Source organism: Cyanobium sp. Aljojuca 7A6 (genome assembly GCF_024346455.1).
In the GTDB taxonomy this organism is placed as follows: Bacteria; Cyanobacteriota; Cyanobacteriia; order PCC-6307; family Cyanobiaceae; genus Cyanobium.
Map to the genome: position 1 here is coordinate 20,827 of NZ_JAGQCY010000008.1, position 22,700 is coordinate 43,526.

At 70.3% G+C, this 22,700-nt stretch carries 26 protein-coding genes and 1 riboswitch; of the genes, 7 read left to right on the forward strand and 19 right to left on the reverse strand.

Annotated features, from left to right (window positions below; genetic code table 11):
- From rfbF to ruvB, 9 genes are all read right to left on the reverse strand, one after another.
- Nucleotides 1–774: a glucose-1-phosphate cytidylyltransferase gene (gene rfbF, locus KBY95_RS08675; RefSeq protein WP_159817594.1), complete on the reverse strand. Its 774-nt coding sequence runs from the start codon at nucleotides 772–774 to the stop codon at nucleotides 1–3.
- 71 nt (nucleotides 775–845) lie between these two features.
- Nucleotides 846–1,145, reverse strand: coding sequence for a hypothetical protein (locus KBY95_RS08680; protein WP_254964563.1), 300 nt, complete (start codon nucleotides 1,143–1,145; stop codon nucleotides 846–848).
- Nucleotides 1,142–1,606 (reverse strand): cupin domain-containing protein, encoded by a 465-nt coding sequence (locus KBY95_RS08685; protein ID WP_254964564.1) that lies wholly within the window; start codon nucleotides 1,604–1,606, stop codon nucleotides 1,142–1,144. The genes KBY95_RS08680 and KBY95_RS08685 overlap by 4 nt, the downstream gene beginning before the upstream one ends.
- Nucleotides 1,603–2,991 (reverse strand): phosphomethylpyrimidine synthase ThiC, encoded by a 1,389-nt coding sequence (gene thiC / locus KBY95_RS08690; RefSeq protein ID WP_254964565.1) that lies wholly within the window; start codon nucleotides 2,989–2,991, stop codon nucleotides 1,603–1,605. The genes KBY95_RS08685 and thiC overlap by 4 nt, the downstream gene beginning before the upstream one ends.
- A 44-nt stretch (nucleotides 2,992–3,035) precedes the next feature.
- Nucleotides 3,036–3,152, reverse strand: a riboswitch (TPP riboswitch).
- A 101-nt stretch (nucleotides 3,153–3,253) separates the two neighbouring features.
- The gene (locus KBY95_RS08695; RefSeq protein ID WP_254964566.1) at nucleotides 3,254–3,853 is read right to left on the reverse strand and encodes a HEAT repeat domain-containing protein; all 600 of its coding nucleotides are present in this window, start codon (nucleotides 3,851–3,853) and stop codon (nucleotides 3,254–3,256) included.
- A 41-nt stretch (nucleotides 3,854–3,894) separates the two neighbouring features.
- Nucleotides 3,895–4,122: a DUF3188 domain-containing protein gene (locus KBY95_RS08700; protein ID WP_254964567.1), complete on the reverse strand. Its 228-nt coding sequence runs from the start codon at nucleotides 4,120–4,122 to the stop codon at nucleotides 3,895–3,897.
- A complete protein-coding gene (locus KBY95_RS08705; RefSeq protein ID WP_396094988.1) occupies nucleotides 4,119–5,279 on the reverse strand; it encodes an amidohydrolase in 1,161 nt (386 codons plus the stop codon). The genes KBY95_RS08700 and KBY95_RS08705 overlap by 4 nt, the downstream gene beginning before the upstream one ends.
- Before the next feature lie 82 nt (nucleotides 5,280–5,361).
- Nucleotides 5,362–6,156 (reverse strand): tetratricopeptide repeat protein, encoded by a 795-nt coding sequence (locus KBY95_RS08710; RefSeq protein WP_254964568.1) that lies wholly within the window; start codon nucleotides 6,154–6,156, stop codon nucleotides 5,362–5,364.
- Nucleotides 6,157–6,164: 8 nt separating this feature from the next.
- On the reverse strand, nucleotides 6,165–7,268 hold the full coding sequence (ruvB, locus tag KBY95_RS08715; protein WP_254964569.1) for a Holliday junction branch migration DNA helicase RuvB: 1,104 nt from the start codon (nucleotides 7,266–7,268) through the stop codon (nucleotides 6,165–6,167).
- Nucleotides 7,269–7,330: 62 nt separating this feature from the next.
- On the opposite strand from ruvB, the gene smpB reads away from it, so the two are divergent.
- On the forward strand, nucleotides 7,331–7,831 hold the full coding sequence (gene smpB / locus KBY95_RS08720; RefSeq protein WP_254964570.1) for an SsrA-binding protein SmpB: 501 nt from the start codon (nucleotides 7,331–7,333) through the stop codon (nucleotides 7,829–7,831).
- Between the two features lie 9 nt (nucleotides 7,832–7,840).
- Here smpB and KBY95_RS08725 read toward each other — a convergent pair whose 3' ends face one another.
- Both KBY95_RS08725 and KBY95_RS08730 read right to left on the reverse strand, forming a co-directional pair.
- On the reverse strand, nucleotides 7,841–9,934 hold the full coding sequence (locus KBY95_RS08725) for a protein kinase domain-containing protein (protein ID WP_254964571.1): 2,094 nt from the start codon (nucleotides 9,932–9,934) through the stop codon (nucleotides 7,841–7,843).
- Nucleotides 9,931–10,938, reverse strand: coding sequence for a cysteine synthase A (locus tag KBY95_RS08730; RefSeq protein WP_254964572.1), 1,008 nt, complete (start codon nucleotides 10,936–10,938; stop codon nucleotides 9,931–9,933). The genes KBY95_RS08725 and KBY95_RS08730 overlap by 4 nt, the downstream gene beginning before the upstream one ends.
- Nucleotides 10,939–11,037: 99 nt before the next feature.
- Here KBY95_RS08730 and egtB point away from each other — a divergent pair, with 99 nt between their 5' ends.
- The 5 genes from egtB to KBY95_RS08755 are packed head-to-tail and all read left to right on the forward strand — an operon-like array spanning nucleotide 11,038 to nucleotide 14,802.
- Complete coding sequence (egtB, locus tag KBY95_RS08735) at nucleotides 11,038–12,300, forward strand: ergothioneine biosynthesis protein EgtB (RefSeq protein ID WP_254964573.1); 1,263 nt, start codon at nucleotides 11,038–11,040, stop codon at nucleotides 12,298–12,300.
- Nucleotides 12,294–13,265 carry an L-histidine N(alpha)-methyltransferase gene (egtD, locus tag KBY95_RS08740; RefSeq protein WP_254964574.1) on the forward strand — a complete coding sequence of 324 codons (972 nt, stop codon included), beginning with the start codon at nucleotides 12,294–12,296 and terminating at the stop codon, nucleotides 13,263–13,265. Before egtB ends, egtD begins: the two co-directional genes overlap by 7 nt.
- Complete coding sequence (locus KBY95_RS08745; RefSeq protein WP_254964575.1) at nucleotides 13,262–13,498, forward strand: hercynine metabolism small protein; 237 nt, start codon at nucleotides 13,262–13,264, stop codon at nucleotides 13,496–13,498. Before egtD ends, KBY95_RS08745 begins: the two co-directional genes overlap by 4 nt.
- Nucleotides 13,495–13,977, forward strand: a complete 483-nt coding sequence (locus KBY95_RS08750; RefSeq protein ID WP_254964577.1) for a hercynine metabolism protein — start codon at nucleotides 13,495–13,497, stop codon at nucleotides 13,975–13,977. The genes KBY95_RS08745 and KBY95_RS08750 overlap by 4 nt, the downstream gene beginning before the upstream one ends.
- Before the next feature lie 24 nt (nucleotides 13,978–14,001).
- Complete coding sequence (locus tag KBY95_RS08755; protein WP_254964578.1) at nucleotides 14,002–14,802, forward strand: YdcF family protein; 801 nt, start codon at nucleotides 14,002–14,004, stop codon at nucleotides 14,800–14,802.
- 27 nt (nucleotides 14,803–14,829) lie between these two features.
- On the opposite strand, the gene KBY95_RS08760 is transcribed toward KBY95_RS08755, so the two are convergent.
- The 7 genes from KBY95_RS08760 to KBY95_RS08790 all read right to left on the reverse strand — a co-directional run bounded on the left by KBY95_RS08760 (nucleotide 14,830) and on the right by KBY95_RS08790 (nucleotide 21,385).
- Nucleotides 14,830–15,093 (reverse strand): hypothetical protein, encoded by a 264-nt coding sequence (locus KBY95_RS08760; RefSeq protein ID WP_015109772.1) that lies wholly within the window; start codon nucleotides 15,091–15,093, stop codon nucleotides 14,830–14,832.
- A 38-nt stretch (nucleotides 15,094–15,131) separates the two neighbouring features.
- The gene (lysS, locus tag KBY95_RS08765; protein ID WP_254964579.1) at nucleotides 15,132–16,652 is read right to left on the reverse strand and encodes a lysine--tRNA ligase; all 1,521 of its coding nucleotides are present in this window, start codon (nucleotides 16,650–16,652) and stop codon (nucleotides 15,132–15,134) included.
- A 43-nt stretch (nucleotides 16,653–16,695) separates the two neighbouring features.
- The gene (gene rpaB, locus KBY95_RS08770; RefSeq protein ID WP_254964580.1) at nucleotides 16,696–17,514 is read right to left on the reverse strand and encodes a response regulator transcription factor RpaB; all 819 of its coding nucleotides are present in this window, start codon (nucleotides 17,512–17,514) and stop codon (nucleotides 16,696–16,698) included.
- Between the two features lie 150 nt (nucleotides 17,515–17,664).
- Nucleotides 17,665–18,978: a sugar ABC transporter substrate-binding protein gene (locus KBY95_RS08775; RefSeq protein WP_254964581.1), complete on the reverse strand. Its 1,314-nt coding sequence runs from the start codon at nucleotides 18,976–18,978 to the stop codon at nucleotides 17,665–17,667.
- Nucleotides 18,979–18,981: 3 nt separating this feature from the next.
- Nucleotides 18,982–19,593 carry a rod shape-determining protein MreD gene (locus tag KBY95_RS08780; protein ID WP_254964582.1) on the reverse strand — a complete coding sequence of 204 codons (612 nt, stop codon included), beginning with the start codon at nucleotides 19,591–19,593 and terminating at the stop codon, nucleotides 18,982–18,984.
- On the reverse strand, nucleotides 19,593–20,333 hold the full coding sequence (gene mreC, locus KBY95_RS08785; RefSeq protein WP_254964583.1) for a rod shape-determining protein MreC: 741 nt from the start codon (nucleotides 20,331–20,333) through the stop codon (nucleotides 19,593–19,595). The genes KBY95_RS08780 and mreC overlap by 1 nt, the downstream gene beginning before the upstream one ends.
- Nucleotides 20,334–20,338: 5 nt before the next feature.
- On the reverse strand, nucleotides 20,339–21,385 hold the full coding sequence (locus KBY95_RS08790) for a rod shape-determining protein (protein ID WP_216907425.1): 1,047 nt from the start codon (nucleotides 21,383–21,385) through the stop codon (nucleotides 20,339–20,341).
- 159 nt (nucleotides 21,386–21,544) lie between these two features.
- On the opposite strand from KBY95_RS08790, the gene KBY95_RS08795 reads away from it, so the two are divergent.
- Complete coding sequence (locus tag KBY95_RS08795) at nucleotides 21,545–21,940, forward strand: single-stranded DNA-binding protein (RefSeq protein ID WP_254964585.1); 396 nt, start codon at nucleotides 21,545–21,547, stop codon at nucleotides 21,938–21,940.
- A 127-nt stretch (nucleotides 21,941–22,067) separates the two neighbouring features.
- Here KBY95_RS08795 and KBY95_RS08800 read toward each other — a convergent pair whose 3' ends face one another.
- On the reverse strand, nucleotides 22,068–22,691 hold the full coding sequence (locus KBY95_RS08800; protein WP_261353595.1) for a DedA family protein: 624 nt from the start codon (nucleotides 22,689–22,691) through the stop codon (nucleotides 22,068–22,070).
- Between the last annotated feature and the right edge of the window lie 9 nt (nucleotides 22,692–22,700).

The following is a 22,700-nucleotide window of genomic DNA, read 5'->3' on the forward strand; positions in this document are numbered from 1 at the left end:
TCAGCTCCAGACCTTCCAGGGGGCGCGGCCCTGCTGCCAGAGGTCCTCCAGGCGCTGGCGGTCGCGCAGGGTGTCCATGGGCTGCCAGAAGCCGCGGTGCTTGAAGGAGCTGAGCTGGCCCTGGGTGGCCAGGGCCTTGAGGGGGGCCTGCTCCCAGACGCACTGGTCGCCGTCGACCAGGTCGATCACGGCGGGCTCGAGCACGAAGAAGCCGCCGTTGATCCAGGCGTTGTCACCGTCGGGCTTCTCCTCGAAATCGGCCACCGCATCGCCTTCCAGGTGCAGGGCGCCGTAGCGGCCGGGGGGCTGGACGGCGGTGAGGGTGGCCTGCAGGCCCTCGCGGCGGTGGTGGGCGATCAGGGCGGTGATGTCCACATCGGCGACGCCGTCGCCGTAGGTGAAGCAGAAGGATTCCCCCGGCGGCAGGTAGCTGCGCACCCGGGCCAGACGGCCGCCGGTGAGGGTGGCATCGCCGGTGTCGACCAGGGTGACCTTCCAGGGTTCGGCCTTCTGGCGGTGCACTTCCATGTGGTTGAGATCCATATGGAAAGTGACATCACTGGTGTGCAGGAAATAGTTGGCGAAGTATTCCTTGATCACATAACCCTTGTAGCCGCAGCAGATGATGAAGTCGTTGATCCCGTGGTGGCTGTAGATCTTGAGGATGTGCCACAGGATCGGCTTGCCGCCGATCTCCACCATCGGCTTGGGCCGCAGGTGGGTTTCTTCCGCTAATCGGGTACCCAGTCCACCGGCCAGGATGACGGCTTTCATCAGGCAGCAACGGGCCAGGCAGGCGGCGGCAACCTAGCAAAGGCACTCCACACCGCCTGGCTCAAGCAGGCCTACGAAACTAGACAGCCTCTTAAACCGTTGGCCCGCAACGACACTCCAATCGGGAACGCCAACTCCAACCGCGGATAACGGGTCCATGAACCACTTGCGTTCGCGGCTACAGCAGACCGCAATGGTGTGATGTACGCGGGGTGCTCCAGCGGCAGCGCCTGCGCCTTGCAGGCCCGCAGGCCGCCGCGCAGGTCGGCCACCCAGTCGTCCGCCTCTTCCAGCCCACCGTCGGCGGGCTTGCCGGAGCGCAGGTTCTCCATCGTGCCCACGAAGTCGCGCTCGTCGGCCTCCTCGGTCAAACGGAGTCAAACGCCTTGATCACGGTCAGCGCACCAGGGAACATCCCGCCCAGAGCCCCCAACTCCATCCGCTCCACCCGCTCCGGATCCACCCGCCCCCACACACTGGTGCCCAGCAGCGCGTAACCGAAGGCGCCACCCGGAGCCACCCGCCCCGCATGAAACGTGCCACCGGGAATCACCAACTGGGGCCGCTCTCCCGCCGCCAAATCGCTCCCCACCCGATGCCGCGAAGCCTCGCCGTCGGCTGACACCAGCAGCACCTCCAGTGGATCCCCCAGGTAGTGGTGATACACCTGATCCTGGCCGATCCGATGCAGCTGGATGCCCCGCTCCGGGCTGGCCAGGAAGTAGAGGGCTCCGCCCGGGATTGCTCCGGCCGTGTAGCTCTGGGCCACCAGGCCGCAGGTGCGGTGTGGCTCCAGCCCCAGGACGGTGATCACCTCCTGGACCGTGATCACACCCCCAGGGGCTCGCCCTGGGCCTTCTTCTGCGCGGCCAGCACCTGCTCCAGACCTTCGATGTCTTCGTCGGTGATCTTGGTCTGCATCGGGCAGTGCTTGGGGCCGCACATCGAGCAGAACTCGGCCTGCTTGTAGATGTCGGCGGGCAGGGTTTCGTCGTGGTACTCGCGGGCCCGCTCCGGATCCAGGCTCAGGTCGAACTGCTTGTTCCAGTCGAAGGCGTAACGGGCCCGGCTCAGCTCGTCATCGCGGTCGCGGGCGCCGGGGCGGTGGCGGGCGATGTCGGCGGCGTGGGCGGCGATCTTGTAGGCGATCAGGCCCTCGCGCACGTCCTCGGCGTTGGGCAGGCCCAGGTGTTCCTTCGGCGTCACGTAGCAGAGCATCGCCGTGCCGTGCCAGCCGGCCAGGGCGGCGCCGATGGCGCTGGTGATGTGGTCGTAGCCGGGGGCGATGTCGGTGACGAGGGGGCCGAGCACGTAGAAGGGCGCCTCGCTGCACTCCTCCATCTGCTTCTTGACGTTGAACTCGATCTGATCCATCGGCACATGGCCCGGACCCTCCACCATCACCTGCACGTCGTGCTTCCAGGCGCGACGGGTGAGTTCACCCAGCGTCTTCAGTTCCGCCAGCTGGGCCGCATCGGACGCATCGTGCTGGCAGCCCGGCCGCAGCGAATCCCCCAGGGAGAAGCTGCAGTCGTAGCGCTTGAAGATCTCGCAGATGTCGTCGAAGCGGGTGAACAGCGGGTTTTGTTTGTGGTGGTAAAGCATCCACTGGGCCAGGATGCCGCCGCCGCGGCTGACGATGCCGGTGAGGCGGCCCTTCACCAGCGGCAGGTGCTCGATCAGCAGGCCCGCATGGATCGTCTGGTAATCGACCCCCTGCTGGCAGTGCTTCTCGATGATGTGCAGGAAATCGTCGGCGTCGAGCTTCTCGATCGAGCCGTGCACACTCTCCAGCGCCTGATACACGGGCACCGTGCCGATCGGCACCGTGGAGGCATTGATGATCGCCGTGCGCACCTCATCGAGGTTCACGCCGCCGGTGGAGAGGTCCATCACCGTGTCGGCGCCGTACTTCACGGCCAGCTTCAGCTTCTCCACCTCCTCGTTGAGGTCGGAGGCATTGGGCGAGGCGCCGATGTTGGCGTTCACCTTGCACTTGCTGGCGATGCCGATCGCCATCGGCTCCAGGCCAGGGTGCTCGATGTTGGCCGGGATGATCATGCGGCCGCGGGCCACCTCCTCCATCACCAGCGACTCCGGCAGGTTTTCCCTGCTGGCCACGAAAGCCATCTCCTCGGTGATCACCCCCTGGCGGGCGTAATGCAGCTGGGTGACGTTGGCTTGACCACGACGCTTCTGGATCCAGGCGCTGCGCATGACGGGCTACGGCAAAGGACGAGGGCGCGGCCTGAGATTGGTTTCACGATCCTGTTCCACTTCCCTGCGCCGGCATGACCCGGATCAGGTTCGGAGGGTGTGATCTCAGCCCTGGGCGCAGCGATCGGTGGATCCTGTGCCGGGCACCCCTAGTGACTTTCGAAACCTAGCAAGGCTGAAAGGGGATGGGGCTAAGCCTGAACGGACGTAGGGCTCCGCAGCAACGTTTCCCCAGGGCTGATGACCCGGGTCGGCGAAGGCCTCAGGCCTGCAGACCGTCGAGGGCCACGGCCGCCACCCGATGGTCGCCATCGCCTTGCAGGCCCGCCAGGGCCTCGCGGGATTCGGCCGCCTCCGGCTCCTCTCCCTGGCGCACCAGCCGGCCCAGGATCTCGGCCCCACCGGCCCGCACCGTGCCGTCGCCATCGGCGATGGCCAGCCGCGCCAGCTGGAGCAGCCAGGCCGCCGGCATCGCCTCCTGCTCAGCCAGGGCCGAAAGGATGCTGCAGCGCACCAACCACTGGTCGTCGGCCACAAAGGCGTCCCGCAGCAGGGGCCAGGCCCGCACCACGCCGTAGTTGGCCAAGGCATTGGCGGCCTCGGCGCGCACATTGGCGTCCTCGTCCTGCCGCACCGCCGTCTCCAGGGCCTGCCAGCCCACCTCATTGCGCTTCACCCCCAGACCAGCACAGGCCAGCGAACGAATCACGAAGGTGGTCTGCTCCAGTCCCAGCAGCAACAAGGGGATGGCCGCCTCGGCCTCCACCGCCCGCAGTCCCGCCAGGGCGGGCATCGCCCGGCTGGGGTCACCGGAGGCGATCGCTTGCCGCGCGGCTTCGAGATCGGGGGTGGCTTCACTCACGGGGATCACGGCGGGGATCCTTCACCTTGGCGCAGCATGCTTCAGGCCTGCGGCCCCTCGCGCAGCGCCCGCAGCAGTTCGGCCCGACGGCGGCGGCGGCGAAGCATGCTCGTGCCCAGCAGCCCGCAGCCGATCACCAGGGCGGGCAGGGCCGCCAGCCGATCGGCCCCCTGGCGGGTGATGAGCGCCAGCAGGGCCAGCAGGATCAGCAGCGGGGCGGAGAGCGCCAGCAGGGCGGCCAGGAAGCGGGGGGCCCGACGGACGCTCAAACCGGTCGCTCCATCCAGCGCAGCAGGCTGAGGGCCAGCACCTTGATGCCCACCTCCAGGCAGCCCTCATCCGGGTCGAAGCTGTTGCTGTGCAGGGGCGAGCAGCCGCCGGGTCCGGCCACCCCCAGGCGAAACATCGTGCCGCGGGTGTTGGCCAGCAGTTCGGCGAAATCCTCAGCCCCCAGTGACGGCTGCTCCAGCCACTGCACCCGGGAGCGGCCCAGCAGGGCCACGGCCGCGTCGGCCACCAGCTGGGTGAGCTCCGGATCGTTGTGCACCGGCGGCGAGATGCAGCGGTAGTGCACCCGGGCTTCGCCCCCGTGGCCGCGGCAGAGGGCATGGACCGTGTCCTCGATCCAGCCGGGCAGCTGGGCATGCACCTCCAGATCCAGGCAGCGCACCGTGCCCAGCAGCCGCACGTGGTCGGCAATCACGTTGAAGGCCTTGCCGCCTTCGATCAGCCCGAAGCTGACCACCACCGGATGCAGCGGATCGAGCCGCCGGCTGATCGCCTCCTGCAGCCCGCTCACCACCCGGGCCGCGATCCAGATCGCATCGGTGCTCTGGTGCGGGCGGGCGCCATGGCCGCCTTCCCCCAGCACCTCCACCTCCAGTTCCCCCGCCGCGGCCGTGAGACTGCCGCTGCGCACCCCCACCGTGCCCACCTCCAGGCTGGGAAACACGTGCACCCCGAACAGGGCCTGGACATCGTCCATCGCCCCATCAGCGCGCATCCAGGCCGCCCCCTCCGCCGTCTCCTCCGCCGGCTGGAACAGCAGCCGCACTCGGGCCGTGAGCCTGTCGGCCACGCTGGCCAGCAGCTGGGCCACCCCCAGGCCCACGGTGGTGTGGATGTCGTGACCGCAGGCATGCATCAGGCCCTGGCGGCTGGAGGCGTAGGCGAGCTGGGTGCGCTCCTCGATCGGCAGGGCGTCCATGTCGGCCCGCAGGGCCACCAGGGGGGCCCCCAGCGGACCCAACTCGGCCACCACCCCGGTGCGGCCCACCCCTTCGCGCACCTCCCAGCCCAGACGCCGCAGTTCACCGGCCACCAGGGCGGCGGTCTGCTGCTCATGGCCGCTCAGCTCGGGGTGGCGGTGGATGTGGCGCCGCAGCTGGATCAGCTCCGGCAACGCCGCCTGCAGGGTCGCGTCCATCCCGAGCTCCTCCCAGGTGGCATCAGCCGGGGCCATGGGGGAAAAGGACAACGGGGTCATGGGCGGAAGGTGGGAAGCCGGTTCAGGGGGCCAGGGCCAGGAACTGGGCCAGAGCCTGGACGGGAACAGGCGGCCAGCGCCGTATCTGCAGCAGCCATTCTTCCTGCCGGTAGCGGGGATCGAGGCCGGAGGCCGCGGCCCAGTGGCTCTCCGCCTCCCCCCGGGCACCCTGTTGCCAGAGCAACGCCGTGAGGCCAGCCCGGGCATCGGCGAACAGGGGGTAGCGGCGGATCAGGTCGCGCAGCTGCTTCTCCGCCGCTTTGGTGTCCCCCAGCTGGAAGGCGGCCAGGGCGGCACTGGAGCGGGCCATGGCGAAGCCCGGCCTGGCGGCGGCCGCCGCCTCGAAGCACCGGCGCGCCGCCGGCCAGTCGTCCTGGGAGCCCTCCACATTGCCCAGGTTGTAGAGGGCGGAGGCCTCCAGGGGATCCCGCTCCAGGATCCAGCGGTAATCAGCGGCGGCCGCCGGCCACAGGCCCAGGGCCTCCTCGGCGGTGCCGCGGTTGAGGTGGGGGTCGGCGCTGCCGGGCTCCAGGCTGATGGCCCGGTCCTGGTCGGCGATCGCCGCCACCGGATCCCCCAGGGCCAGCTGCACGTTGCCCCGGTTGCTCCAGGCCGACGCCTCCTGCGGCGCCAGCTCCACCACCTGATCCCACAGGGGCAGAGCGTCGCCGAAACGCCCCTCACGGCTGGCGGCCAGGGCCCGATCAAACAGCACCGGCAACGACGGCGCCCCAGGGCCGGCCGCGGCCCACACCGCTGGCGGCCAGGCCAGAAGCCCCCCCAGCAGCAGAGCCAGGACAGAAAGAACCACCGCCATCCGGGGCCTCACGCCGCCACCGCGGCCGGACCGTCGATGTGGGCGCGGCCGGCGGCTGTGACGATGCGTCCCCGTGGGGTGCGCTGCAGGAACCCCAGCTGCAGCAGATAGGGCTCCACCACCGCTTCGAGGGTGGCAGGATCTTCCCCCAGGCCCGCCGCCAGGGTGTCGAGCCCCACCGGGCCGCCCCCGTAGGCCTTGAGCATCAGCTGCAGCAGGCGGCGGTCGCTGGCATCCAGGCCGCGGCCATCCACCCGGTGCAGGGCAAGGGCCTCCTCCACCAACGCCGCATCGATCTGGCCGTGCCCCCCCACCGCCGCCACGTCGCGCACCCGTCGCAGCAGGCGGTTGGCGATGCGGGGTGTGCCCCGGCAGCGCCGGGCCACCTCCTGGGCGGCACAGGGCCGCAGGGGCAACTGCAGCAGACCGGCGGCCCGCACCACGATCGCCTCGAGGTCATCGAGGCCATAGAACTCCAGCCGCTGGATCAGGCCGAAGCGGTCCCGCAGCGGCGAGCTCAGCGACCCGGCGCGGGTGGTGGCCCCCACCAGGGTGAAGGGGGCCACGTCCAGGCTGCGGGTGCGGGCGGTGGTGCCCTTACCCACGGTGAGATCGAGGCGGAAGTCCTCCATCGCCGGGTAGAGGATCTCCTCGGCCACGCGGTTGAGCCGGTGGATCTCATCGATGAACAGCACCTCGCGGGGCTGCAGGTTCACCAGCAGTCCGACGATGTCGCGCGGGCGCTCCAGGGCCGGGGCGCTGGTGATCCGGCAGCGCACCCCGAGCTCTTCGGCCAGCACCAGAGCCATGGTGGTCTTGCCGAGGCCGGGGGGCCCGTAGAGCAGCACGTGGTCGAGGGCCTCCTGGCGTCGGCGGGTGGCCTCCACGGCGATGCGCAGCACCTGCTTGAGCTCGCTCTGGCCGATGTAGTCCGCCAGGCGCCGGGGCCTCAGCCCGTCCTCCCGAACCACCGGCTCCTCCTCAGGCCGGGCGGTGGGATCGACGAGGCGCGCCGCGGGGGGGCTATCGGCCTTGGCCCGGCCCGCTCCCGGGACGCGCCCGCCCTCTCCCGGGACGCGCCCGATCGGTCCTCCCGAAGAGATGATCGCCATGGTTGGAGGGTACCGGCTGCTGCCTAGGGTCGGGGAGCATCCAGGTGATCAAGGACGTAGCGATGGCGAAGGGGCCCGGCAGGAAGGGCGGTGGCGCCAAGAGCGCCGACCCGGCCAACCGGCTGCTGGCCGACAACCGTCTGGCCAGACACCAGTACGAGATTCTCGAAACGCTCGAGACCGGGGTTGAACTGCTCGGCACCGAGGTGAAATCAATCCGGGCCGGCCAGGTGAACCTGCGCGACGGCTTCTGCCTGATCCGCAACGGCGAGATGCAGCTCCACAACGTCCACATCTCCCCCCACAGCCACGCTGGCCGCTTTTTCAACCACGAGCCGCTGCGGGTGCGCAAGCTGCTGGCCCACAGGCGCGAGATCGACAAGCTGCGCGTCTCCCTGGATCAGAAGGGCCTCACCCTGATCCCGCTCAACCTGCACCTGAAGGGGTCCTGGATCAAGATCACCATCGGCCTGGGCAAGGGCCGCAAGCTGCACGACAAGCGCCAGGACGAAAAGAGCAAGCAGATCGCCAAGGAAACCCGGGCCGCCGTCGCCCGGCTCTGAGCAGCGTTCTCAGGGGTTGGTGGGTTCCACCGGCGGCGGCGGTGCTGGGGCCGCTGGCCCGGCCGGCGTCTGGCCGGCGCCGGGATTGGCCGGTGCCGGCACGTCCGGCGTTTCCGGTGTCTCCTCGGGGGCCGGTGGTGAGTCCAGGGCGGGTGGGGGGGTGGGAGCCGGAGGGTCGGCCCGCAACGACAAGCGGATCAGGGCCGGGGCAACGCCGTCGTTGGTGAGCAGCAGCTGCACCGGCGAGCCCTTCTGGGAGCCGAGGGTGACCACCCGCAGCGGCCCCCTGGCCTCCAGCGGGGTGCCCTCCGCAGAAAAGACGCTCATCTGCAGCAGGGGGGAGCCGTTGACCCCGAGGGCCAGGCCATGGCCAGCAGGGAGCCGGATCGGGAACAGCCGGGCGCCGCTGGCGGGAACTTCGGCGGTCAGGACCTGGGTGGCGCCGGAGGGGGCCTCGATCGGCTCGATCCTGAGGTTTTCCAGGGTCAGCTCGCCGGCGGCATACCAGATCTGGCGGAAGGGCTCCGGCGGCATCGCCTGGGAGGCACGACTCGGCAGCAGGTTCTGCACACTCGCCGACACCAGCTCCCGCAGCACCGCCGGACTCAGGCCCTGGCGCACGAAGCCCGCCTGGCGCGCCTCCCAGTCGGTGGCGCTGAAGTTACCCAGCCGCCGGCGCAGGGGCAGGGGCAGCTGCTCCACCCGGGCCAGCCATTCCTCGGCCAGCTCGTTCCAGACGCGCCGCAGGGGGGCGTCTTCAAGGGTGTCGGAGGGGAGCCGGCCGTTGCGTTCCGGGTACTGGGCCAGCAGGGCCGCATCCACCAGGCTGAGGAACCAGGCCCGGTCCACCTGCATCGCCCGCAGACGGTTGAGCAGCTGCTGGCGCTGATCCACCTCCGAGGGGGGCAGGCTGCTGGGCAGCTCGGGCACCCCGCCGGGGGGCGGTGTGGCCACCTTGCCGCGGCTCAGCCACCACCAGCCCACCGCCGTGCCCACCACGGCCGACAGCACCAGGGCGATCAGCACCGGCCAGAAGCCCCCCTCAGCGGCCTCCTCCCGTTCCTCGTAGCGGCGTCGCAGGCTGTCGGGAGCGGCCACGACGGCTGGAGGTGGCGGCGGCACCGCCAGGCGCAGGGGCAGCTGGGGCTCCACCCGGGGCGTTTCGGGCGGGCGGGGGGCCTCGGCGGCAGCCACCTCGCTGGCGACGACCGGCGCCGGGGGCGGTGGCGGGGCCGGCGCCGCCGCGGGCACCAGGATCACGGTGCGATCGGCACGGGGCACCGGGCCCGTGCTGTCGGGCATGGCCAGGGACTGGACGGCCACCAGGGCCTGGCCGGCCGAAGCGAAACGCTCGTCGGGATGGCGGCTGAGCAGTCTTTGCAGCTGAAGCCGCAGGTCCGGCTCGGCCTCCAGGGCTGCCGGCCAGCGCCACTGCATCGTGGTCGGATCGAGCAAGCCCCCAGGGGCATCACCGCTCAGCAACACCAGGGCCACCACCCCGAGGGCGTGCAGATCCATCCAGGGTTGGGCGGGCTCACCCTTGGCCAGCTCCGGGGGGGCGTAGCCCGGCGTGGCGCCCAGCAGCCGTTCCCCGGCGGTGCCACTGGCGGTGCCCCGCACCAGGCCGAAATCGAGGGGCACAGGCAACCCGTCGCTGTCGCGGCGCAGCAGATTGGCGGGGCTCAGGTCGCCGTGCAGCAGATCCTGGCTGTGCAGGGCGGCGAGCACCGGCAGCAGCTGGCGCAGCAGCAGCAGCACCTCGCCTGCCCCGAACACCAGCTGGCGTTCCGCCCGCAGCTCCAGCAGCTGCTGGTAGGTGCGGCCCGCCTGCCACTCCCGCACCAGCCAGAGCTGGTCGTCGGCCTCGATCACGGCGCCGATGCGGGGCACCTGGGGATGGAGCACCCCCTGGAGCCGCGACCAGAGCTCCCGGGCCCGGGCCTGGTCCTGGTCGGGTCCGATGCAACGCAAGGCCACGGGCGCGTCGGCGGCCAGCTGGTCGCTGGCCAGCCACAACGCCCCCTGGGGCCCGGCACTCTCCGAGCCGAGGCAGCGCTCCAGCCGGTAACGGCCGCCGATCATCTGACCCTGGGCTGCCGTCATGGGATCAGGGCCGCGCCGCTGCGCTGGGGTTGCTCCAGGCCGCGGCCCGCCAGCCAATCACGGTCGTAGAGGCGGGAGCGGTAGCGATCGCCGCTGTCGCACAGCACGGTGACGATGCGATGCCCCGGCCCAAGCCGCCGGGCCGTTTCCACCGCCGCCGCCACGTTGATGCCCACCGAGCCCCCCATGAACAGGCCCTCCTGCCACAGCAGGCCGTAGATCGTGCGCAGCGCCATGGGGTCATCGATGCGGACGGCATCGTCGATCGGGGCTCCCTCGAGGTTGGCAGTGACGCGACTGTTGCCGATGCCTTCGGTGATCGAGCCGCCCTCACTTTTCAGGGTGCCGTCGGTGGCCCAGCTGTAGAGGGCGCTGCCGCAGGGATCGGCCAGGACACAGCGGATCGCAGGATCCTGCTCCTTGAGATACAGGGCCACCCCCGCATAGGTGCCGCCGGTGCCGGTGGCGGCCACCCAGGCATCCAGCCGGCCGCCGGTCTGCTGCCAGATCTCCGGCCCGGTGCTGCCGTAGTGGGCGCGCCGATTGGCGAGGTTGTCGAACTGGTTGGCCCAGAGGGCGCCGGGCGTCTCCGCGGCGATGCGGCCGGAGAGACGCACGTAGTTGGCCGGGTCGCTGTAGGGCACCGCCGGCACCGTGCGCACCTCGGCGCCGAGGCTGCGCAGCAGGCCGATCTTCTCCGCCGACTGGGTTTCGGGGATGACGATCAAGCAGCGGTAGCCACGGGCATTGCAGAGGTGGGTCAGGCCGATGCCGGTGTTACCGGCGGTGCCTTCCACCACCGTGCCCCCCGGCTGCAGCTGGCCGCTCGCCTCCGCCTCCTGCAGGATGCCGAGGGCGGCCCGGTCCTTGACCGACCCACCGGGGTTCATGAACTCCGCCTTGCCGAGGATCTCGCAGCCGGTGAGGGCGCTGAGGGCATGGAGCCGGATCAGTGGCGTCCGGCCCACCGCGCCGCTGAAGCCCTCGGTGATCCCTGTGGTCATGCCATCGCTGTGGGCTCCCATCCGGCTGGCCTTCTCCTTGGCTGCGTGGCCGGATCGTAGGGAACATCCCTATGGTCGGCCCCAGAGAAGGGCAGGTCCATGGGCTCCAGGGCACACACCCCGGCGGACATCACCAGGCTCCTGCAACGGCTCCAGGCGGTACGGCAGCACAGCGAGCGTCTGATCGACGGCCTCGAGCCGGAGGACCTCTGCCTGCAGGGCATGGCCGATGCCAGCCCGGCCAAGTGGCACCTGGGGCATACCACCTGGTTCTTCGAGACCTTCCTGCTGGAGCCCCACCTGAGCGGCCATGAAACACCCGACCGCCGCTGGGGCCATCTTTTCAACTCCTATTACGAGGCGATCGGCAGCCGCCACCCCCGCCCCCAGCGGGGTCTGCTCACCCGCCCGGCCATCGGTGAGGTGCTGGCCTGGCGCCGCCGCGTTGACGCCGGGCTGGAAACGCTGCTGCTGGAACTCGATCGCCGTCCCGCCGAGGCGGCCACCCCCCTGCTCGAGCTGGTGGAACTGGGGCTGCAGCACGAGCAGCAGCACCAGGAGCTGCTGTTGATGGATCTGCTCGACGGCTTCAGCCGCAACCCGCTGGAGCCCGCCTATGGCGTCGAACCTCCCGGGGCCGGGGCGCCGGAAACCGCCGCTGGCTGGCGCTCCCACCCCGGTGGGCTGGTGGCAATCGGCCACGACGGCGGTGGCTTCCACTTCGACAACGAGGCCCCCCGGCACCGCCAGTGGCTGGAGCCCTTCAGCCTCGCCGAAACCCTCGTGACCAACGAGGCGTACGCCGCCTTCATCACCGATGGGGGCTACCGGCGCCCGGAGCTGTGGATGAGCGAGGGCTGGGCAGTGGTGCAGGAGCGTGGCTGGTGCGCTCCGCGCTACTGGCGCGGCGACTGGGAGTTCAGCCTGGCGGGCCGCCGGCCGCGCCACCCCCAGGCGCCGGTGCGGCACCTGAGCTGGTTCGAGGCCGATGCCTTTGCCCGTTGGAGCGGCGCCCGGCTGCCCAGCGAAGCCGAATGGGAACTGGTGGCGACAGAGGCCGCCCAACCCGGCGGCCGCCCCCTGCCCCAGGCCTTCGGTGCCCTCTGGCAGTGGACCGCCACCCCCTACCGTCCCTACCCGGGCTTCCGGCCCGCCGCCGGTGCGGTGGGGGAATACAACGGCAAGTTCATGACCTCCCAGTTCGTGCTCCGGGGCAGCAGCTTCCTCACCCCGGCGGGCCACGCCAGAACCACCTACCGCAACTTCTTCGCGCCCCATTGCCGCTGGATGGCCGCCGGCCTGCGTCTGGCCCGAGACGGCGCTGACGAGGGCGCCGGGGGCGGTGCCATCGACCGATGCTGATCGACCTGCATCCCGAGCCGGCCGATATGGTCCGGCTGGTGATTGAGGGCATGGGCCGCCAGCCGAAACAGCTGCCGGCCTGGTTGCTGTACGACGCCGAGGGCTCCCGGCTGTTCGAGGCCATCTGCGAACAGCCGGAGTACGGCCTCACCCGCACCGAGACGGCCCTGCTGGAAGCGCGGGCGGCCGAGCTGGCCGCCGCCCTCGGACCCGGGGTGGTGGTGGAATTCGGCGCCGGCAGCGCCCGCAAGGTCAGCCCCCTGCTCAGTGCCCTCAAACCAGCCGCCTATGTGGCCCTCGACATCAGCGCCGACCACCTGGCGCCCGCCTGCCAGGCCCTGCAGGGCCGCCACCCCGACCTGCCGGTGCTGGGCATCTGCTGCGACTACAGCCTCCTGGAGCAACTGCCGGACCACCCCGCCCTGGCGGGCCACGGGCGGCTGGGTTTCTACCCAGGCAGTTCGATCGGCAACTTCGACCCCGCCGGCGCCCAGGCCCTGCTGCGCCAGTTCCGCCGGCTGCTGGGGGCCGGCAGCCGCCTGCTGATCGGCATCGACCAGCCCAAGGCGGTGCAGCGGCTGGAGGCGGCCTACAACGACGCCGCCGGCTGGTCGGAGGCCTTCGCCCGCAACCTGCTCAGCCGGCTCAACCGTGATCTGGACGGCGACTTCCAGGCGGCGGACTTCGCCTACCGGGCCTGGTGGGACGCCGAGCAGGGCCGCATCGCCATGGCCCTGGTGAGCCAGCGGGACCTGGAGGTGCGGCTGGCGGGCCGGTGCTGGCCGTTCGCCGCCGCTGAACCACTGATCACGGAGTACAGCTACAAGTACGCCCCCGAGGCCTTCCTCGCCCTGGCGGCCAGCGCCGGCTGGCAGGGGTCGGGCCGCTGGAGCGATCCTGACGGCGATTTCGCTTTGTATCTGCTGGTGCAGGCAGACTCGGAACAGCAGCGGAGTGATCGATGAGCAGGGAGGAGCAGCGTCAGTCCATGCGCGGGGTCCGCGAAGGGCTGATCGAGGAACTCGAGGATCTGTACCGCCAGGCCTTCGACCGCATCGGCGAGCAGGACCTGGGGGAAGGGGCCATCGCCCGGCTCACCCAGCTGCTGCTGCGCTCCCGCGAGGCGGCCATCACCCCCCTGCAGGAGGAGATCGAAGCGCCCCTGATCACCCGCGCCCCCGGCGAACCCGTGCCATGAGCAGCTGGCTGGAGGAACTGGAGGCGCGGCTGGATCAGCAGCTGGAGGGCTTCCTGCGCACCAATCCCCAGCAGGAGGAGCTGCTGCGGGGACAGGCCGCCCGCGACCGGCAGAAACAGTTGCTGGCCGAACGGGTGCGCCTGCGGCAGCAGGCCGAGGAGCAGCGAAAGCAACTGCTGAAGCTGGCCGAGGAGATCCGCCAGTGGCAGGAGCGGATCGGTCGGGCCCGAAGCGCTGGGGCCGGGGAGCTGGCGGGCCGCGCTGAGAGCCATGTGGCGGGCCTGATGGACCAGGGGCGCCAACGCTGGCAGGCCCTCGCCGATCTGGGCCAGCGCTTCGCCAGCGTCGAGCAGGAGCTGGCCGAACTGACCCGCCAGCGCAACTCCGGCCCTGCCGCCACGCCCGATCTGGAGGCCGACTGGGCCCGTTTCGAGGCCCAGCAGGAGCTGCAGGAGCTGAAGCGACGCAGCCAGCGCTGAGCCGCTCCACGCCAACTCCCCGCCATGGGTTTTCTGCTCTCCAAACTGCTGCCGCTCGGCCTCTACCCCCTCGGCCTGGCCCTGCTGCTGCAGATCGCGGGCCTGCTGACCCGCCAGCGCCGCATCGGCCTGGTCCTCTCCAGCGTGGGGATCGTGCTCCTCTGGCTGGCGGCCACGCCCCTGCTGAGTCGCCAGCTGGTCTGGGGGCTGGAGGAACAGGCCGCCCGGCTGACGCCCTCGCCGATCCCCAAGGCCGATGCGGTGCTGGTGCTGGGGGGTGGGTTGCGGCCGGCCCTGCCACCGCGCCAGGGGGTGGAAGTCAACGAGGCCGGCGACCGGCTGCTGCGCGCCGTGGCGCTGATGCGGGAGGACAAGGCCCCCTGGCTGCTGGTGACCGGTGGCAAGGTCAGCTTCATGGCCAACGATCCGGCCTCCGGCGAGGCCAAGCTGGCCAAGGCCCTGGCCACCAGCCTGGGGGTGGCGGCCGATCGGATCGTGACCAGCGAAGAGGGGCGCAACACGGCGGAGGAAACCAGCGCCCTGGTGCGGGTGGCCCGGCAGCGGGGCTGGACCTCCCTGCTCCTGGTCACCAGCGCCACCCACCTGCCCCGCTCGCTGGCCACCCTGCGCCGGGCGGCGCCCGAGTTCCGGATCATCCCGGTGGCCTGTGATTTCCAGCTGCCCGATCGGCGGTCGTTCGGCACGCCCACCCTGGCCAGCAGCGTGTTGGGGCTGTTGCCCAGTGCCGAAGCCCTGGTGCTGACCACCACCGCCATGCGGGAGCATCTCGGCCTGCTGGCCTACCGCTGGAAGGGCTGGATCTGATGCCCCGCAGCCGCGCCTGCTGGAAACCTACTTCTTGGGGACCGGGGGCACCAGACTCACGCCCTCGGGCGGGGGGGTGGGGTCGGGATCGGCGATCAGCATGTGCTGCAGCACAATCTCCGGACGTTCACTGTCCCGCCAGCGGATGCGGTAGGCGGGCATCTTGGTTCCCCGGCTGGTGGTCTGTTCCACCGGTTCCATGACCCAGCCACGGCGAGATCGCCCCTGGGGATTGCGCTTCACCACCGCATCGGCGTGTTGAAAGCGAAAACCGACGCGCTCACCACTCATACCAGAGCCCCGAGGGGGAAAAGGCCTACTGGGGACCATTATCCCACTGCGTCGGTTCCCGACCGTTCCCGAGCCTCCGGGCGCAGCAGGGGGAAGGCGATCACATCCCTGATCGAAGGGCTGTCGGTGAGCAGCATGGCCAGCCGGTCGATGCCGATGCCGAGGCCGCCCGTGGGAGGCATGCCCACCTCCAGGGCATGCAGGAAGTCCTCATCCACCGTCTGGGCTTCGGGGTCCCCGGCCTGGCGGCGCAGCTGCTGCAGCTCGAGCCTGGCCCGCTGATCCAGCGGATCGATCAGCTCGCTGAAGGCATTCGCCGTCTCCCGCCCGACGATGAACAGCTCGAAGCGCTCCACCAGCCCCGGCTTGCTGCGATGGGCCCGGGCCAGGGGCGAATTCTCCACCGGGTAATCCATCACGAAGGTGGGCTGCTCGAGGCTGGTTTCCACCGCTTGCTCGAAGGCTTCCACCAGCAGCCGTCCCACGCTGTCGGCCGCCTCGGGGGCCACCAGGCCCGCGGCCTCCATGGCCGCGGCCGCCTGGGCACGATCGGCGAAGGTGTTGAAATCCAGGCCGGTGGCCTGCTCCACCAGTTCATGCATGGTGACCCGCCGCCAGGGCGGGGTGAGGTCGATCGCCGTGCCCTGGTAAGTGAGGCGGGTGTCACCGCAGACCTCCAGGCAGGCCGCGGCCAGCAGCTGCTCGGTGAGGTCCATCATCGTGTGGTAATCAGCGAAGGCCTGGTAGATCTCCACCGACGTGAACTCGGGGTTGTGCCGGGTGCTGATCCCCTCGTTGCGGAAGATGCGGCCGAGCTCGTACACCCGCTCGAAGCCCCCCACCACCAGCCGCTTGAGGTGCAGTTCGGTGGCGATGCGCAGGGTGAGGGGCAGGTCGAGGGCGTTGTGATGGGTGGCGAAGGGACGCGCGTCGGCACCGCCGGCTTCGGTCTGCAGGACAGGCGTTTCGATCTCGAGAAAGTCGCGCTCATCGAGCCAGCGGCGCATGGCGCTCACCAGGCGCGCCCGGCGCCGAAAGGTTTCCCGGGTGTCGGGCGAGACGATCAGATCGAGGTAGCGCTGGCGGTAGCGCTTCTCCACATCCGCCAGGCCATGCCATTTGTCGGGCAGGGGCTGGAGTGCCTTGGTGAGCATCACCCAGTCGGTCACCTTGACCGAGAGTTCGCCCCGATCGGTGCGGCGCAGGCTGCCGTGCACCCCGATCCAGTCGCCGCCATCCACCAGGGAGGTGATCTGGGCGAAGCCTTCGGGCTCCTCCGGGTGGGCCGCCAGCAGGGTGGCCTTCTCGATGAACAGCTGGATCGGACCGGATTCGTCGGCAATGGTGAAGAAGGCCAGCTTGCCCATCACCCGACGGGTCATCACCCGGCCGGCGACGGCCACCTCAACGGCCCGCTCCTCGCCGTTGGGCAGGTCGGCGTGGGCCTGCTGCAGCTCGGCGGTGCGGTGGCTGGGGGCGAAGCCGAGGGCATAGGGAGCCCGACCAAGGGACTCCAGGGTGCGGGCTTTCTCCAGACGGGTCTCACGCAGATCCGACAAGGCAGGCTGGGGGTGGAGAAGGGTGGCTGCCCATCCTGCAGGATCAGCCGGCGGCGGCCAGGGAGGCCTCACCCATCCGCTGGGAGGCGTAGCCAGTACCGCGCACGGTGAGGATCAGCTCGGGGTTGCGGGGATCGGGCTCGAGCTTGCCGCGCAGGCGGGCCACATACACGTCCACCACGCGCAGGTCGGCGGCACGGCGGGGGGGGTAGCCCCAGAGCTGCTCGAGGATCTCGGCCCGGGGCACCACCCGGCCCGGCTCCCGGAACAGCAACTCCAGCAGGCTGAATTCGGTGTAGGTGAGGGCGATGCGCTGGCCCTCGCGGGTCACCTGGCGGCGGTTGGTGTCGACCACCAGATCGCCCACCCGCAGCACCCCGGAGCCGACGGGGAGTTCGCGGGGCTCGCTGGTGGCCGCCCCCCGCCCCATGCGCCGCAGGATCGTGGAGATGCGGGCTTCGAGTTCCTTGGGGCTGAAGGGCTTGGGCAGGTAGTCGTCGGCTCCCAGATCCAGACCCGCCACCCGTTCGGCGATGGCATCGAGGGCGGAGAGAAAGATGATCGGCACGCAGGATTCGGCCCGAAGGCGCCGGCAGACGGCAAAGCCGTCGAGCTTGGGCAGCATCACGTCGAGAACCACCAGATCGGGCTGCTCCTGGTGAAAGAGGGCCAGGGCCTCCTCGCCGTCTTCGGCACAGAGCACCCGGTAGCCGGCCAGCTGCAGACGCATCAGCAGCACCCGGCGCACCGCCGCCTCGTCGTCGACGACCAGCAGGGTGGCGATCGGCTGGGACGGGGAAGCGCCGCCCGCGGAAGCCTCCAGATCAGCACCATCGGTGAAGGAGGAGGCAGCCGTGGGCATGGGCATCGCTCCTGTCCGCTGGATGAAGAATCGCAACCATAACGCGACACTGATTGGAGCTGCGAGCACGGAATCGGCTCCAGCAGCGGGCGTCTGAGCGAAAGGCAACATTTCTTCGGAATCCCTTGCCTGCCCCGTCGGCCGCTCCCTTCAGGGCCAGCGGGCCTCGGCGTAGCGGTTCCACTGCAGCTCGGCTTCGGCCAGGGCTGCGTCGCTGTCGAGCTGTCCCAGCATCGCCCGCTGCAACTGGGTGTAGAGGATCGCCTGCAGCCGCTTCACCCCCGGGGTGGCCGGCACCAGCACCCGGGCCTGGGCCAGGGTCTCGATCGAGAGCAGCCGGGCGTTGTGCACCAGCCGCTCCTGGCCATCGCTGGGGACCGCCCCCCGCAGCTTGCGCTCCAGGCTCGCCAGGGCTCCCCTGGAGGACGGCAACACCCGGGCCTCCTCGGCGAAGGCCAGCTGGTTGGCCGCATCGCTCAGGAACAGGGCAAAGCTCACCGCCTCCGGGGCCATGGCGCTCTGGCGGGGCACCACCAGGTTCATCACCGCCACATTGGCTTCACCGTTCGCCCCCGTCAGGGGCGGGAAGGGGGCGGAGGTGGCGGCGATGCCGGGGGCGTTGGTCTGCAGGTTGCGCAGGAAATCAGGGCCACTGGCCACCTGGGCCAGATCCCCGGCCTGGAACAGCTCGATGGCGCGCCGGTAGCCCTGGCTCACCACCTCCCGCGGCAGCAGCCCGCGGCGGTAGAGATCGCTCCAGAAGGCGAAGGCGCGGCGACCGACCGGACTGTTGAACGCCGCCCGCTGGCGCTCGTCGAGCAACAGCACCCCCATCTGCACCAGCGCCTCCATCAGTTCGCCGGAGTCGTCGGGGACGACGGTCACGAACAGGGCGTAGCGGCCGGTGCGGCGCCTGACCGTCTCCGCATAGGCCGGCACCTCCTCCCAGCGGCGGGGTGGGGCGCTGAGGCCGGCCCGCTGCAGCAGCCGCCGGTTGGCGATCGTCACCCGGGCCGTCAGGTACCAGGGAATGCCGAACTGCTCGCCCTGCTGCTGGCCCGAGGTCCAGATCCCGGCCAGGTAGCGATCCGCGGCGTCGGGGGGGAGCAGGGGGGTGAGATCCCGCAGCCCCCCCTTGCTGGCCAGGTTGGCGGCGAAGTTGGGGTTGAGATTGACCAGATCAGGGGCGGTGCGGGCGAACACGGCCGCCAGCAGCTTGCGTTCCACCGATCCCCAGGGCACGTCCGTCCAACGCACCGTTACGCCGGGATGGTCTTGCTCCCAGGCCGCGATCACCCGCCGCATGTAGGTGTTGAAGCGGGGCGCCAGGTCCAGGGTCCAGACGTTGAGCACCTTGCCCTGGCTGGGCCCGGGCCGCCGCGCGCAGGCCCCGGCGCCCAGGGCGAGGGCGACGGGGGCGGCCAGCAGCCGCAGGGCCTGGCGTCGTGGCAGGGATCTGGGCATCACTCAGCGCCGCCAGCCGGAGCCCACCTGGCGCCAGAGCAACAACTGCAGGGAACAGAGCATCGGGGCGAGCAAGGCCGTGATCAGCGTCTGGGAGAGCAGGACCCGCAGGCCGGGACCCGCCAGATCATCCCAGCGCCACCCCGGCAGGGCCAGCAGGGCGGGGTTCACCCCCTGATCGGCCAGGTTGCGACCCAGTTCCGGTCCCGCCAGCTGGACCGCCTCCCGGGTACCCACCCAGTCCTGGACGCCCCACTGCAGCATCAGGGTGAGGCCGAGCAGGGCCGTGCCGAGCAGGGCGAGCAGACCGAGGCTGAAACTGCGCTGGATCGGCGGTGCCCGCCGTCCCATCCGCCCCCACCACCAGCCCAGCAGCAGCAGGGCGGGCACCTGGGTGACACCGCCGGGGTAAACGGCATCCAGCAGCAGTCCCAGGGCGAGGCCGGCGCAGGCCCCCGAAAACGGTCCGTCACTCAAGGCCCAGGGCAGCAGCCACAGCACCGCCCAGCAGGGGCCAACGCCATCAAGGCTGAGCCAACCCGGCGAGGCCAGGACGAGCAGGGGCACCAGCAGGGCCGAGGCGACGAGCAGGGGCTGGCGGGTGAGCAGATCCATCAGCGCACCTGCACCTGCACCCAGTCGAGGGCCGAAACCGGCGCGATCAGCTGCACCACCGCCACCGGGGCCGGGTCGGCGTTGGCGTCCATGGACTGGATCACACCCACCGGCAGGTTCGGCGGCACCAGGGTGCTGGCGGGGGATGTCACCACCACGTCACCGGGACGGGCCTGGGGATCCTTCTCCAGGAAGCGCAGCAGGGGCCGGCCGGTGCCGATGCCGGTGAGCAGACCGTGGTGCTGGGTGCGCCCCACCCACACCCCGACACGGCTGCGGGGATCGGTGAGCAGGGTGACGCTGGCTGTGCTGGGGGTGACACTGCCCACCAGACCGACCAGACCGCCCGGACCGACCACCGCCTGGCCGGCCCGGATACCGCTGAGGGCCCCCTGCCCAAGCAACAGCTGCCGCCACCAGCCAGCGCCATCCCTGGAAATCACCGGGGCCGTCACCCGGTTGGGATTCTGCTTCTGCAGCTCCAGCAGGGTCCGCAGCCGCTGGTTGTCCTGCTCCAGCTGGGCCAGGCGGGCCCCATCCTCCACCCGTCGGGCCGACCGCAGCCACTCGGCCTGGGCCGTCCCGGGCCAGAAGGGTCGGCTCAGGAGGGCATAGGCATCGGAGACAACTGCCCCTTTGCTGAGCCGCACGGCCACCAAGGCCAGCAGCACCAGCAGCCAGGGGGTGATCCGTCGCAGGGACGAGCCTTGGACGAAACGAAGCCAGCGCCATGCCGGCATGGGGATCAGGCCGTCTGACGGAGGAATTCAGGGGTGTCGAGCACCCGCTCCAGCCGGCTGTAGTCCTCCAGGACCATGCCACAGCCGTTGACCACGCAGAGCAGGGGGTCTTCAGCCACGTGGGTCAGGATCCCGGTCTCGTGGCTGATCAGGTCGCAGATGCCCCGCACCAGCGCACCACCGCCAGCGAGCATGATCCCCCGGTCGACGATGTCGGCCGCCAGCTCGGGAGGGGTGCGCTCCAGGGTGCGCTTGACCGCCTCCACGATCACGTTGAGCGGCTCGGCCATGGCTTCACGGATATCTCCGGCCCGGATGTTGATCGTGCGCGGCAGGCCGGACAGCAGGTGCAGACCCCGCACATCCATGGAGGTCTCGTCGTGGGCGTCGTCGGGGAACGCCGAGCCGATGCGGATCTTGATGTCCTCGGCGGTGCGCTCACCCACCACGAGGTTGTGCACCTTCTTGAGGTAGACGCTGATGGCGTCGCTGAGCTCATCGCCCGCCACCCGGACAGACTCGCTCAGCACGGTGCCGCCCAGGCTGAGCACCGCCACCTCGGTGGTGCCACCGCCGATGTCGACGATCATCGTGCCCACCGGATCGGTCACCGGCAGGCCGGCACCGATGGCGGCCGCCACCGGCTCATCGATCAGGTGCACCTGCCGCGCCCCGGCCAGGCCGGCCTGATGCACGGCGCGGCGCTCCACGCCGGTGACGCCGCTGGGGATGCCGATCACGAGGCGGGGGGCGATCACCCCCCGGCCCTCGTTGCCCTTCTGGATGAAGCTCTTGATCATCTGCTCGGCGGCATCAAAGTCGGCGATGACCCCATCGCGCAGGGGCCGGATCGCCCGGATGTTGCCGGGGGTGCGGCCGAGCATCAGCTTGGCCTCCTCACCCACCGCCAGGGGGGTGCCGCGCTCCAGATCGATCGCCACGACAGACGGCTCCTGCAGCACGATGCCCTTGCCCGAGACATACATCAGTGTGTTGGCCGTCCCCAGATCGATGCCGATATCGCGGGAGAACTGGAAACGGCGGAAAAACACGGGCAAGACCTCTGGCAGCGGTCGATCATAGTTGGGGCGATTCCGGTGGACCGGCCAACACCTGGTGGGTGTGACAACCGGGACGAAGGGTGGAACGGAAAGAGAGAGGCCCCCGATCGGGGTGCCCCATCATTGATCCACTCGTTTCAGGAGCACGCCATGGGCGTCAATTCCATCACCCTCGTCGGCAGAGCCGGCCGCGACCCGGAGGTCCGCTACTTCGAATCCGGCAGCATGGTCGCCAACCTCACCCTGGCGGTCAATCGCCGCAGCCGCGACGGCGAACCGGACTGGTTCAATCTGGAGATCTGGGGCAAGCAGGCCCAGGTGGCCGCCGACTACGTCCGCAAGGGTGCCCTGATCGGCATCATCGGTTCCTTCAAGCTCGACCGCTGGACGGACAGGGCCAGTGGTGAGGAGCGCAGCAAGCCCGTGATCCGGGTCGACCGCCTGGAGCTGCTCGGCAGCAAGCGGGATGCCGAAGGCGGCGGTGGCGGCAGCTTCGGCGGGGGATTCGGTGGCGGCGAGCCCAGCGAGGAAGAAGTGCCCTTCTGAGCCTTTCTACCCAGCTGTAGCGATGGGGGCTTGTGCCAGTGACCCAGCCGGGTTATCAAGCGTCCGAAGCCAAAGGAGGCGCCCCCCGGGGCGCCTTTTTTACTGCTCGGAGGCTGGTGGCTCTGGATCAGGGACTGTGGCGGCTCTGCTTCCAGATGCGCAGCCCCAGCCAGACGGCCCCCGCCAGCACACCCAGCACCAGCAGCAGCTTCACCACCCGGGCGGCAGGCTCGATCCAGAGTTCAACATTGGTGTAACTCTCGCCCAGGGCCAGGCCTGCCAGCGTCAGCAGCAGGGTCCAGATCAGGCTGCCGGCCGTGGTCCAGAGCAGAAAGGGCGTCAGCGGCATCATCTCAATGCCGGCAGGGACGGAGATGAGCGTGCGGATGCCGGGCACCAGCCGGCCCCAGAACACCAGAGCCGTGCCGTGACGGCTGAACCAGCGGCGGCTGCGCTGAAGTTCCTGAGAGCTGATGCCGATCCAGCGTCCGTGGCGATCAAGCCATTGCTCGATGCGCTCCTCATTCACCAGCCGGCCGATGCCATACCAGGGAAGGGCACCGAGAACGGTGCCCAGCAGGCCGGCCAGCACCACCGGAATCAGGGAGAGCTTGCCCTGCTGCACGTAGAAGCCCCCGAGGGGCATGATCAGCTCCGACGGGATGGGAGGGAACAGATTCTCCAGAAACATGGCCGCGAAGATCGCCCCGTACCCCGCTGCCGGGTTGGCCTCCACGGCCAACCCGATCATCTCGGGAAG